This is a genomic window from Pantoea sp. App145, from assembly GCF_047947045.1.
Classification (GTDB): Bacteria; Pseudomonadota; Gammaproteobacteria; order Enterobacterales; family Enterobacteriaceae; genus Pantoea.
The window spans coordinates 2,338,184-2,350,678 of the sequence record NZ_CP133290.1 but is presented as its reverse complement, the minus strand read 5'-3'; the positions used below and the strand labels follow the sequence as shown (position 1 = coordinate 2,350,678).

Sequence of the window (12,495 nt, the reverse complement as noted above, 5' to 3'; positions counted from 1 at the left end):
CAATGAATGCCCGATTAGGCGTATTACTGAAGATATTGGCGGCGCTGTGTTCTACTCTGATGCTGGCGTGCGTGAAGGGACTGAATGGCACCATTCCCACCGGTGAAGTGATCTTTTTCCGCAGTTTTGTGGCGCTGTTTCCCCTGCTGCTGTGGCTGAAAATCCAGGGGAACGTGCTGGCCAGCCTGAAGACGCGTAATTTGTTCGGTCATTTGATTCGCGGCTTTTCCGGCACCGGCGGCATGTATTTCAACTATCTGGCGCTGGTTTATATCTCGCTGGCCGATGCCACCGCACTCAGCTATGCCGCTCCCTTATTTACCGTGATCATGGCGGCGCTGTTGCTGAAAGAGCGGGTGCGGGCTTCGCGCTGGCTGGCAGTGGTGGTGGGGCTTTCCGGCATTCTGATTATGCTGTCTTCTAAACTGACGTTGTTTTCCGGCAGCGTGGCCCACGCCAGCGCCGGGATTGGCGTGCTCTGTGCGCTGGTCGCCGCCCTGTGTACCGCCATTTCTAACGTGCAAATTCGTTTTCTCAACGGTATCGAACAGCCGGGCGCGATTGTGTTCTATTTTTCGCTGATGACCACGATGATCGGCCTCGCCACCGCGTTGTTTGGCTGGACGATGCCCGGCGGCACGCAGCTGTTACTGCTGATTGGCTGCGGGTTATTTGGCGGCATGGCACAGATTCTGGTGACCCTCAGCCTGCGCTATGCCGATGCGTCGCTGCTTGCGCCGTTCGATTACACCACGCTGGTATGGTCGATGGTGGTAGGTTATCTGTTCCTTGACAGCCTGCCAGGGCAAAGCACGCTAATGGGGGCCGCCATTGTGGCGCTGGCGGGGATTTTTGCCGTGTGGCGCGAGCAGCGCAAACTGGCGGTGGCCTGAACGATAAACCGCACCCCATGGGAGCGATTTATCGCACCATAACGGTCAGCGGTAGATATCGTCGATGATTTCTACCTGCTTATTACGTAGCGTTTCATCCAGCCAGCCGCGCTCCAGCGAGCCGGTTTTCGCCAGCTCGAAATTGCGCTCATCCACCTGTAAATAGGCCAGCGCATCTTCCAGAATGCGCGCCGCATCCTGGCGGGGAACAACAATCACCCCGTCGGCATCGCCAAGGATAATATCGCCCGGCGCGACGTGGATTTTGCCACAGGCAATCGGTACGTTGATTTCGCCCGGTCCATCTTTAAACGGGCCACCCGGTGTGACACCTGCCGCGTAGATCGGGAAATCCATACGCGATAAACCCTCGATATCACGCACCGGACCATCCAGCACAATGCCTTCCATGCCACGCTGTCTGGCATACGTCGCCATCACTTCTCCCATCAGTGACTGACTGCGATCGCCTTCATTCGACAGGATAATCACATCGTTACGACCGGCGATATCCATGGCTTTATGCAGCATCAGGTTATCGCCCGAGCGGGCTTTTACCGTGACGGCGAGTCCGCACATAATCGGTTTTTTTGGCGCGGTTTTCAGGTTGATCTCCGCCGCGAGCGCGGGCAGGCGGCTCATACAATCCGCCACGACGGCGGCGGGCAGGGTGCGAAACGCCTCCAGCAGCGGCTCAGCGTCATTCGGGCGGCGTAAATAAATACGGTTTCCTGCGGTCATAGGGTCTCCTTTCAGGGTTTGCCTGAGTTAATCGGGGTAAGGTGTTCAGCGGCACGTTCTTCACGGGTGAACGCACCAGAAAGTGGAGTGCCATCGACGGTGTCGTAGTGACGCACTGCCTGTGGCTTCAGCCAGCGCTGCATACGGGAAGGCATATCAAAACCAATCAACAGCATCACCACGAAGGTCAGGCCGAAGGACAGGCCGCTCAGGGCGCTGCCGAGTGACGCGTGCTGGGCGATCAGCGCCCCCAGCACCGGTGCCAGCGCGCCGCCGAGTGAACCAATGTTGTAGATAAAGCTGAGGTTAGCGGCGCGTTGTTCGGTATCGAAGTAGCCGCTGATCATCTTCGCCAGCAGGCCACCGACCCCCTGGCTAAACAGCTGTTGCAGGAAGATCAGCAGACACAGCAACCAGACGCTGGAGCCGTTCAGCATAAACACCGGGATGATGATCATCTGGGCAATCAGCAGGCTCAGGACATAGGTTTTGCGGGTGCCGATGCGGTCAGCGGCAATGCCTGCCACGCAGCAGCCGAGTCCCATGCCGAAGCGGCTAAAAGAGAACACCAGTGCTACCACCTCTGGCGAATAATGCAGCTCGGTTTTCAGGTAGGTCGGCAGCAGTGCGTGGATCGGCCAGCCGTAGAGAAACACGCAGACGATAGTGACGGTGAGCATCAGGCTGGTGGGCCAGCGATCCCCACCACTTTGTATCAGAAAGCGGATAAAGATCGCGGCGGTGATGACGGCTAGCACCGCTGTCATTAGCCCGGACGTTTGATGATCAAAGCAGAAGTAGAGCGCCGCCGCAGCCAGCAAACCCAGCAGCAGGTTGAGGGCATTGCGCAGGCGATTTGGTCCGCGAAACAGCGTATCCACCATGGTTTCTGTCGGTGTTGCCGCTTTGGCTTTGGCCGCTGCCCACTCTTCGGCTTCCGGGATGGCCCGGCGCAGCCACAGGGCGTAAAACACCGGGATGATGCCGAGGTAAAACAGCGAGCGCCAGCCCCACAGCGGTACCACCCAACTGTACGCCAGCACCGAGAGAATCGCGCCAGCCGAGAAGCCGGAGTTGAGGAAGGCACTGGCTTTGTTACGCATATCTTTCGGCCAGGTTTCGATGGCATAAGCCGAGCTGGTGCCATATTCTCCGGCCATGCCAATACCCACCAAAATGCGGGCGATAAACATCCAGGTATAGTTGGGAGCAATACCACAGGCTAAGGTGCCACCAGCAAATAATATAATGCTGGTGATCATCGCACTTTTACGTCCGTATTTGTCGCCCATGGCGCCGAGGGCCAATCCACCAAACCACCGCAAAATAAAAGCCGCAGAAATTAACGCTGCCGCTTCCGCGGTACTGACATTAAATTCCGCCATTATTTCCGTCAGCACTAACGTAATAATGACGAAATCAAAACCATCCAGCATATAACCCATCCATGCGGCCCAGAACGCTTTCCATTGCTGGCGATTCAGCCGTTTGTACCAGGGTAATAGCGAAGTTTCTTCAGGCATGGCTGGCTCCTGATGCGATTTATAGGGTAAGAGGAATAAGGGGCGTGCAGGCACGTCCGGTTCAGAGTATTTATTTTTCTGTTTGGAGAAGCCTACCGGATAAATAACGTGTTACGGATGTTGTGTTACGGCTAACAGCGGGGTGATCACGAAATAAAATTCCGCCTTGATTTAACGCAATGATAAATAAATTTATTGGATTTTATTATGGGGGGGATAATTTTATTGTATGGGGTTCTGGTATCATAGGCGAAATGAAATGGCGTCTAATCACCGTTATCCTGATTTCAGCTTGCCGCAGGGTGCAAAATGAAGATTGCGAAAATACTTAATAATAATGTGGCTATCGTACTGGGCGAGCAGGGCCAGGAACAGGTGGTGATGGGACGCGGGCTGGCGTTTCAAAAACGCGTGGGTGACCCGCTGGATGCGCAGTTGATTGAAAAAGTGTTTGCGCTGCAAAACCATGCGCTGACCAGTCGTCTGAGTGAGCTGCTCTCGGAGATCCCGATCGAGGTGATCACCACCACCGAGTTGATCATCGCGCGCGCCAGGCAGCAGCTGGGATCAACGTTGCACGAAAGCCTGTCGATCGCCTTGTGCGATCACTGCAACTTTGCCATTGAACGCCACCGGCAAAACCTGCCGATCCGCAATGTATTGATCTGGGAGATCAAAACCCTGTATCCCAATGAGTATGCGCTTGGACTGGAGGCGCTGGCGATCATCGAAAAACGTCTCGGTGAACGGCTGCCGGAGGATGAAGCGGGGTTTATCGCCATGCATCTGGTCAATGCCCAGCTCGATAACGATATGTCGGATGTCGCGCATATCACGCGTTTTATGCAGGATATTTTGCAGATCGTGAAGTATCGCCTGCAACTGGATTATCGTGTCGAAAGCCTGAGTTACAACCGTTTCGTCAACCATCTGAAATTCTTCGCGCAGCGCATGCTGGGCAAACGCGGCGTGTGCAGTGAGGACGAATCGCTGCACGATGTGGTGCGTGACAAGTACCCGGAATCCTATCAGTGCACCATCAAGGTTGATCAGCATATTCAGCAGAAATACCAGTACGCCCTGTCGAATGAGGAACGGATGTTTCTCACCATCCATATTGAGCGGGTGCGTAAAGAGACGCGTGCGTTGCAAATCGGCGACGATGAAGCCTGAATGACAGCACGATCTGTAGCGGCGCGATTTATCGCGCGGTTTTTTCCTGCACCGCGCAAGGGATTGCGCGATAAATCGCGCCGCTACGTTTCAGTGTTATTTCAGTGAAGCGCCGTGGCTGCTGATCACTTCCTGATACCAGAAGAAACTTTTCTTGCGTGAGCGCGCCAGCGTGCCGTTGCCGTTATCGTCACGATCAACATAGATAAAGCCGTAGCGTTTGGAGAACTCCGCTTTGGAGGCACTGACCAGATCGATCGGTCCCCAGCAGGTATAGCCCATCACTTCCACACCGTCTTCAATCGCTTCACGCACCTGCACCAGGTGGTCGTTAAGATACTGAATACGGTAGTCATCGTTGATGCTGCCATCGGCTTCGACCTTATCTTTGGCACCCAGACCGTTTTCCACGATAAACAGCGGCTTCTGATAGCGGTCATACAGCAGGTTCATCAGGATACGCAGGCCTTCCGGATCGATCTGCCAGCCCCAGTCTGAGCTGGCCAGATGCGGGTTTGGCACCATCGACAGAATGTTGCCGCGCGCTTTCTGATTTTCTTCTTCATTGGTGGTGACGCAACCGGTCATGTAGTAACTGAAGGAGATGTAATCGATGGTGTTTTGCAGATCGCGTTTATCCTGTTCGGTCATTTCGATCTGGATCTGACGATCGGCAAAGAAGCGTTTCATATACGCCGGATAGTAACCGCGTACCTGCACATCACCGAAGAACAGCCATTCACGGTTTTGCTGCATAGTTTCCATCACATCCGCCGGGCGACAGCTGAGCGGGTATAGCAGCGCACCCAGCAGCATGTTGCCGATTTTGCCGCCAGAAACAATCTCGTGGCAGGCTTTAACCGCGCGTCCGCTGGCGACCAACTGGTGGTGAATTGCCTGATAAATTGCTTGCTGATTGCTTTCTTCCGGCAGACCGACGCCGGTAAAGGGCGCATGCAGCGACATATTGATTTCATTGAAGGTCAGCCACAGCTTCACCTTGTGCTGGAAGCGGGTGAACACCGCGCGCGCATAGCGTTCAAAGCAATCGATGGTGGTACGGCTGCCCCAGCCGCCGTACTTTTTGATCAGGCCATACGGCATTTCATAGTGCGACAGCGTAACCAGCGGCTGGATGTTGTATTTCGCCATCTCATCAAACAGACGATCGTAAAACGCCAGACCTTCTTCATTCGGCTCGGCTTCGTCGCCCTGTGGGAAGATACGCGTCCAGGCAATTGAGGTGCGCAGCACGGTAAAACCCATTTCGGCGAACAGTTTGATGTCTTCCGGGAAGCGATGGTAGAAATCAATGGCGGTATCTTTGATACCGAAATCGCCGGCGTGGCGCTCAACGCGATCGCCAAAAATGCCTTTCGGTTGCAGGTCGGAAGTGGACAAACCTTTACCGTCGGTCTGATAAGCGCCTTCTACCTGGTTAGCAGCGACAGCGCCGCCCCATAAAAATCCATCCGGGAAACGTGAGTTCATCTTATAGCTCCTCAATTATTTCACCGCGCTGAGTAACGGCGCACAGGCCGTAACCACAGACGGTTGCAGGGGTAAAACATCAATAAATTCATCGCTATTGCTGACCACCACCGGGGTGGTGAGATCGTAACCGGCGGCCTCGATGGCGCCGATATCGAACTCCAGCAACAGATCGCCCACTTTAACGACGTCATCCACGGCGACATGTGGGGTGAAAAATTTACCGTCGAGTTTGACGGTATCGAGACCGACGTGGATCAGCACTTCCGCGCCATCCGCTGCCGTCAGCCCGATAGCGTGACTGGTGCGGAATAGCGACGACACCACGCCATCAATCGGTGACACCACGCGGCCATTGTCCGGCACAATGGCGACGCCTTTGCCCAGCAGGCCGCTGGCGAAGGTCTCATCTTTGATCGTTTCCAGCGCCAGTACCTTGCCTGAGATCGGGCTAAACACGGTTTGTTTGCGTACCGGAGAAGCCGGTTCCGCTTCTGTAGGCGGCGCGCTGAGTGGTGCGACCGGCGGCAGGCCAAACAGGTATGTCGTGACAGACGCGAACAGCAACGCCACTGCCGCCCCGGCAAAAGAAGCGTAGACGCTGGCATCAATGCCGCTGGTGGGCACTACCTGAATAAAGGTGAAAATGCTGGGGAAGCCAAAGGAGTAAATGGTGGTGTGCCAGAAACCGAGAATCGCCGCACCCAGCGCGCCACCGATGCAGCCGAAGATAAACGGGCGGCGATGGGGCAGGGTGATGCCGTACACCGCCGGTTCGGTAATACCGAAGATACTGGCGCTGAAGGCAGACCCCGCCATGGCTTTCACTTTGGCCTCGCGGGTGCGCAGCATGACGCCGAGCGTGGCGCCTGCCTGGCCGAGCACCGCAGGCATCAGCAGCGGCAGCAGGGTGTCATGGCCGAAGTTGGCGAGGTTGTTCAGCATGATCGGCACCAGTCCCCAGTGCAGACCGAAGATCACGCAGATCTGCCAGATCGCCCCCATTACCGCACCGGCAATGGTCGGGCTGAGGCTGTAGATCCACAGATAGCCCTCGGCCAGCATCCGGCTCAGCCAGGTCGCCGCCGGGCCGATGGCGAGAAAGGTCAGCGGCACGGTGACCAGCATACAAATGAGCGGCGTGGTGAAATTGCGCACCGCGCCGGGCGAACGCGGATGTACCGCGTGTTCAATCAGGCTGGCAACCCAGGAGGCAAAGATAATCGGGATAACAGAAGCGCTGTAGTTGAGGATCTCCAGTGGAATGCCGAGGAAACTGAAGTGTTGGCCCTGCTGCTGCTGTTCGAACGCGGTCAGCATCAGCGGATGCACCAGCGCGGCGGCAATCGCCATGCCGACAAACGGGTTCGCCCCGAATTTCTTGCTGGCGCTGTAGCCCAGGAGAATCGGCAGGAAGTAAAACAGACCATCACTGGCGACAAACAGCAATTTGTAGCTGCCACTTTCCTGATGCATCACACCGAGCACCAGTGCCAGTGCCAGCAAACCCTTGATGATGCCCGAGGCGATCATCACGCCAATAAATGGGGTGAAGATGCCGGACACCAGATCGATAAAACGCGCGAACAGGGTTTGTTTGGGTTCATCAGCCCGTTCTGCGCCATCATTCTCCAGCCCGTGACGCCCCACCACCTGTTGATAAACATCGCCGACGTGGTTGCCAATCACCACCTGATACTGGCCGCCGCTCTCCACCACCATGATGATGCCGGGGTTATTCTTTAGCTGCGCGGTATGCGCTTTGCCCGGTTGTTTCAGTTTGAAGCGTAAACGCGTGGCGCAATGCACCACGCTGATGATGTTGGCTTTACCGCCCACACCTTCAACAATTTCGTCGGCCAGTTCCTGATATGGCATACACACTCCCGCTTTTTCGGCTGTTGTTGTCGGGTTTTCCCGGATTGGAGGCAAAAAAAAACCTAAATCGCACCGCGCTCGGAAATCCGAATGCGGTGCGATTTAGGTTTTGCCTGCGTCAGCAGTAACAATCCTCAAACGCCGCCATCTTCCAGCAATCAACGCTGAACAGGCAAAGGGAGAAGGGTGGAAATGTGAAGAGGGTCAAAAAATATGCGCGATAAATTTACCCCGCCTGCGCTTCCTCGTTCTGCATCAACGCGAAAAATGACTCCAGCTCGCGCAGCATCATTGACGCGGCAATCGATAGCTGGCGCTGTGGGGCGACGCACAAGGACAGGGTGAACGGCTTCAGGATGCCATCAATCAGCGGGATAAATTTCAGCTCGCCACGGCGGTATTCATCCACAATATCCAGCCAGCACATCAGGCTGATACCGACGTCATCACGCACCAGAGAACGCAGCATATGGATATTGTTGGTGCGGCCCACTTCATTCAGGGTAATGCCGGAACTGTTCACCAGCGCCTCCAGCGGCTCCGCCAACATCAAGGGGGCAGCAGGTACGATAAACGGCCAGGATTCACAGTGGCTGAAGCGGATACTTTCCAGCTTTGCCAGCGGATGCTGGCTGCTGACCACGATGCCGAGCCGCAAATCGGCGAATGATTTCACCAGCAGTTCGCGTGAGCAATTTGGATTGAGCATGATGCCGAAATCAGCGTCGCCATTGGTCAGCGCATTGGCAATATGGATATTGCTCATGGTGGTGAGCGTAAAGGAGATGCCGGGATACTCGGTGCGGATACGTTGCAGAATCGACGAGAAAAAGCCGCGGTTGATAGCGTCAATGGTGGCGATATGCACATGGCCGTGACGCAAACCGCGCAGATCATCCAGCTGGGTACAGACGCGCCCAAACTCGCGCTGCCAGTTCTTCGCGGCGTTAAGCAGGATTTCCCCCGCTGCTGTCATACGTAATCCTGATGGATGACGTTCAAACAGTGGCATATCCAGCTGCTTTTCCACACGCAGAATTTGCCGGTCGATGGAGGATGCCGACACGTGCAGCGTCTCGGAAGCCTTACGCAGTGAACCCTGGCGGGCTACCTCGGTGAAATAAATCAGAAACCGGGAGAAGGCGAACATAGCAGGTGCTCTCTTTTTTGCAACGCTTCGTGCTAATTAAACAGATGGACGCTTACACACAGGCAAAATAATAATCGCAATCACGATAAAAACAAGACTACGCGCGGCTTCCCGGCCGATGACGAGTCCGTCGTATGCAGGATTATTATGAAGCAGGCAGAGAATCTGGCTGTCACCGTCATCGCAAAGCAGTTCAACGGTGCTGGCAATGTATTACTGACCCTGGCGTCTGCCAGTGGACACCCACTACCGGCGTTCACCCCCGGTGCCCATATTGATGTGACCATTCCCGACTGCGGCAAGCGGCAGTATTCGCTGTGCTCGGCTGCCGGGGAAGATCACTACCAGATTTGCGTCCGCCTCGATCAGGCATCGGGCGGCGGCTCCCGCTGGCTGCACCATTATGTGCAGTCAGGGGCGAACTTAACCATTTCCGCACCCCGGAACCATTTCCCGTTACCCGATGCACCGCGCACGCTGCTGTTTGCCGCCGGTATCGGCCTGACGCCGCTGCTGGTGATGGCGGAAGAACTGGCGGCACGCGGTGCGGATTTCACGCTGCATCTGTATCTCAAACGCCACGATGAACTGCCGTTCAGCGCCCGTCTGGAGCGGCTGGGCGAGCGCGTGCAGTTGCATTACAGCAGCGAAGGCGACAGCCTGCGCCAGCGTATCCCGGCAGATCTCCAGCAGCCGCTTAACAGCGTATTGGTAAGCTGTGGACCGGCTGGATTTATGGAGCATCTGCACCAGCTGGCATTGCAACACGGCTGGCAGGCCACGCAACTGCATAGCGAGAAATTCAAAGCTGTTGCCACTACGCAATCGGTTGCTGGCGACACGTTCGAGGTAGAAATCGCTTCCAGCGGGGCGCGTTACACCATCGATGCCGATGAAACCATTGCTGAGGTGCTGGAGCGGGCAGGCATTGAGATCGAACTTTCCTGCGAGCAGGGCATGTGCGGTGCCTGCATCACCAGCGTGCTGAGTGGTGAACCGGACCATCGCGATGAAGTGCTGAGCCAGAAAGAACGCGCCGCCAATGACTGCATTGTGTTGTGCTGCTCACGCTCCCATTCCCCGCTGCTGGTACTCGATCTATGAACGCCTGGCCTGGCGCGACCGGCGCGCGTTTACCCCGCTGGCTGTTACCCGCAGGCTGGCCAATGCAGGAAGGGCAACCGGCGCTGGCAACCCTGCATTTCACTGCCGATGGCACCCGTTTCGAGCCACATCGCGACATCAGTGGCTATCTGGCGCTGGATGGTGCGCTGGTGCTGCCGGCGCTGATTGAACCCCATGCCCATCTGGATAAAACCTTTACCGTGCAGCGCAGTCCGGCGCAGCAGCCGGGCCTGCTGGCCGCCATTGCCGCCATGCACCAGGATCGTGACCGCTGGAACGCGGACGATCTGCGCAGCCGGGCCACGCAGGCGCTGAACTGGGCGGTGGAAGCGGGTGTGGGCCTGCTGCGCACCCATATCGACTGGTTTTCTGCTGATGCGCCGCTGGCGTGGCAAATCGTTGGCGAGTTGCAGCACCCGTTATGCGTTATCGAGCGGGTCGCGCTGGCCCCGGTGACTTTTTTTGCGGACGCCGACCAGGCAGAGCATATCGCCGCCCAGGTGGCGACCAGCGGTGCCGTGCTCGGCGGCTTTATTCACAGCAGCAACTGGGACGCTCAGGCGTTTACCCATTTGTTGCAGGCAGCGGAGCGCTGGCAGCTGGATATCGATTTGCACATCGACGAAGAGTTGAGTGCTGATGCCCAGGGGTTGCGCTGGCTGGCGCGCTATTTGCAACAGCATCCGTTTAGCGGACGCATCACCTGTAGCCACGGCTGTGCACTGGCGCAGCAGGACGACGGCACCGCCATCCTGGATGTGCTGGCGCAACATCGCGTCACGCTGATTGCACTGCCGCTCACCAACCTGTTGTTGCAGGATGCAGTGCCGGGCCGCACGCCGCGTCAGCGTGGTTTAACGTTGATTAAGGAAGCGCAGGCGCGCGGCATTCCGCTGCTGCTCGGGGCGGATAACGTGCAGGACGCTTTCTGCCCGGTTGGCAGTTACGACCCACTCGACACCCTGTTCAGCGGCCTGCTGAGCGCTCAGCTGGGTGCGGCTTTTGATGAGGCATCGGCCCTGATTTGCCAGCGCACCGCGCTGCATGACGGTGCAACTTTGCCTGCGAATGATTTTGTCATTTTCCCTGATGCCGATACGGCCAGCTGGCCGCTGCGCCACCGTCGTCGCTATCGGCTAAAACAGGGGATCCGTTATGGGGAATTCTCTGATGACGCTTGATGTTGGGGCGGGTAAACCGCTGGCGAAATATGCCGCGTGGCGACGTGCGGGCGACTTTATCTTTCTTTCCGGCATTATCCCGGTGAACCCGCAAACCGCGCTGATTGTGCGCGGTTATGACTATATTCCTGCTGCGGCCCAGCAACTGCTGGGACGTACCGGTGAGTTCTCCACCGATATCAAAGAAGGGCCCATTCTGGCGCAAAGCTGGTACGTGCTGGAGAGCATCCGCACCACCATCGAGAGCGCGGGCGGCCAGATGAGCGACGTGATCAAACTGGTGCAGTACTTCCGCAATCTGGACCACTTTCCCCACTACAGCCGGGTGCGCAAGCTGTTTTATCCCGATGCGCCACCGGTTTCCACCGTGGTTCAGGTGAGCGAAATGCTGCCCAGCCCGGATGTCTTAATTGAAGTTGAAGCGACGGCGTGGTTGCCGCAATAACACGAGGAAGCGAGATGTTACATGGTTATATTCCGGCAAACCGCTTTTTGCCGTACCTGAGCTGGACTGATATCGCCACGCTGGAAGACAAAGCCAACACGGTGATTGTGCTGCCGACCGGCGCGATTGAACAACATGGTCCGCATCTGCCGTGCGCGGTGGACAGCGTGATTTCATCCGGCGTGGTGGGGCATGCACTGGCGCGCTTACCGGCGGCGATCCCGGCCTATGCCATTCCGCCGATCACCTATGGCAAATCCGATGAGCACCTGCATTTCCCCGGCACCCTGACGCTGACCGGTGAAACGCTGCTGCACACCATTCTGGAAATTGGCGAATCATTATATCGCGCCGGTTTCCGCAAGTTCCTGATGGTCAACGGCCATGGTGGTCAGCCGCAGCCGTTGCAGATGGCGGCGCGCGAGCTGCGCCTGCGTCACGGCGACATGATCATCATCATGCAGGACACCTTCAAAGTGCCGAACTGCGCTGAAAGTTTTATGGACGAGCAGGAACGCCAGATGGCGATGCACGCCGGACATGCGGAGACGGCGCTGATGCTGGCGCTGGCCCCCGACACGGTGCAGATGGAAAAAGCGGTGGTGAATTATCCCCCGGCGTTTCCCTGCCCGACGCTTTCCAGCACCCGCCCGATGGCGGCCTGGGCGTCATATGACTTTGGCCCCAGCGGCGTGATCGGCGATCCGCGTCCATCCACCAAAGAGCAGGGTGACGCGATTCTGGATTCACTGGCGACCAGCTGGGCGCAGGTGATTACCGAAGTGCATCAGATGGCATGGGTAACACGCGCCGAACCGGCGTGGGGCACCGGGCAGTGGCAGGGCAAAGTATTAGACCAAAACGACGCAGCATCATTATTACCACCGCGCTAATT

At 56.9% G+C, this 12,495-nt stretch carries 11 protein-coding genes; 6 read left to right on the top strand and 5 right to left on the bottom strand.

What is annotated here, in order from left to right:
• Positions 1–2: 2 nt before the first annotated feature.
• Positions 3–893 carry a DMT family transporter gene (locus RCF31_RS10785; RefSeq protein WP_416410345.1) on the top strand — a complete coding sequence of 297 codons (891 nt, stop codon included), beginning with the start codon at positions 3–5 and terminating at the stop codon, positions 891–893.
• A gap of 45 nt (positions 894–938) precedes the next feature.
• Here the strand turns inward: RCF31_RS10785 and RCF31_RS10780 are convergent, their stop codons facing one another.
• The gene (locus RCF31_RS10780; RefSeq protein ID WP_299458026.1) at positions 939–1,634 is read right to left on the bottom strand and encodes an RraA family protein; all 696 of its coding nucleotides are present in this window, start codon (positions 1,632–1,634) and stop codon (positions 939–941) included.
• Positions 1,635–1,645: 11 nt separating this feature from the next.
• Positions 1,646–3,157 carry a sialate:H+ symport family MFS transporter gene (locus RCF31_RS10775; RefSeq protein WP_416410343.1) on the bottom strand — a complete coding sequence of 504 codons (1,512 nt, stop codon included), beginning with the start codon at positions 3,155–3,157 and terminating at the stop codon, positions 1,646–1,648.
• Positions 3,158–3,466: 309 nt separating this feature from the next.
• On the opposite strand from RCF31_RS10775, the gene licT reads away from it, so the two are divergent.
• On the top strand, positions 3,467–4,330 hold the full coding sequence (gene licT, locus RCF31_RS10770; RefSeq protein ID WP_416410341.1) for a BglG family transcription antiterminator LicT: 864 nt from the start codon (positions 3,467–3,469) through the stop codon (positions 4,328–4,330).
• A gap of 96 nt (positions 4,331–4,426) precedes the next feature.
• Here licT and RCF31_RS10765 read toward each other — a convergent pair whose 3' ends face one another.
• The 3 genes from RCF31_RS10765 to RCF31_RS10755 all read right to left on the bottom strand — a co-directional run bounded on the left by RCF31_RS10765 (position 4,427) and on the right by RCF31_RS10755 (position 8,849).
• Entirely contained in the window at positions 4,427–5,821 is a 1,395-nt protein-coding gene (locus tag RCF31_RS10765; RefSeq protein ID WP_416410339.1) for a glycoside hydrolase family 1 protein, read from the bottom strand.
• A gap of 15 nt (positions 5,822–5,836) precedes the next feature.
• Positions 5,837–7,699: a PTS beta-glucoside transporter subunit IIABC gene (gene bglF / locus RCF31_RS10760; RefSeq protein WP_416410337.1), complete on the bottom strand. Its 1,863-nt coding sequence runs from the start codon at positions 7,697–7,699 to the stop codon at positions 5,837–5,839.
• Positions 7,700–7,925: 226 nt separating this feature from the next.
• Positions 7,926–8,849, bottom strand: a complete 924-nt coding sequence (locus RCF31_RS10755) for a LysR family transcriptional regulator (protein WP_084871944.1) — start codon at positions 8,847–8,849, stop codon at positions 7,926–7,928.
• A 147-nt stretch (positions 8,850–8,996) separates the two neighbouring features.
• Between RCF31_RS10755 and RCF31_RS10750 the strand changes: the two genes are divergently transcribed.
• The 4 genes from RCF31_RS10750 to RCF31_RS10735 are packed head-to-tail and all read left to right on the top strand — an operon-like array spanning position 8,997 to position 12,493.
• A complete protein-coding gene (locus RCF31_RS10750; RefSeq protein WP_416410335.1) occupies positions 8,997–9,953 on the top strand; it encodes a PDR/VanB family oxidoreductase in 957 nt (318 codons plus the stop codon).
• Complete coding sequence (locus RCF31_RS10745; RefSeq protein ID WP_416410333.1) at positions 9,950–11,155, top strand: amidohydrolase family protein; 1,206 nt, start codon at positions 9,950–9,952, stop codon at positions 11,153–11,155. The genes RCF31_RS10750 and RCF31_RS10745 overlap by 4 nt, the downstream gene beginning before the upstream one ends.
• Positions 11,145–11,600: a RidA family protein gene (locus tag RCF31_RS10740; RefSeq protein WP_416410331.1), complete on the top strand. Its 456-nt coding sequence runs from the start codon at positions 11,145–11,147 to the stop codon at positions 11,598–11,600. Before RCF31_RS10745 ends, RCF31_RS10740 begins: the two co-directional genes overlap by 11 nt.
• A 14-nt stretch (positions 11,601–11,614) precedes the next feature.
• On the top strand, positions 11,615–12,493 hold the full coding sequence (locus RCF31_RS10735; RefSeq protein ID WP_332668233.1) for a creatininase family protein: 879 nt from the start codon (positions 11,615–11,617) through the stop codon (positions 12,491–12,493).
• Positions 12,494–12,495 lie beyond the last annotated feature (2 nt).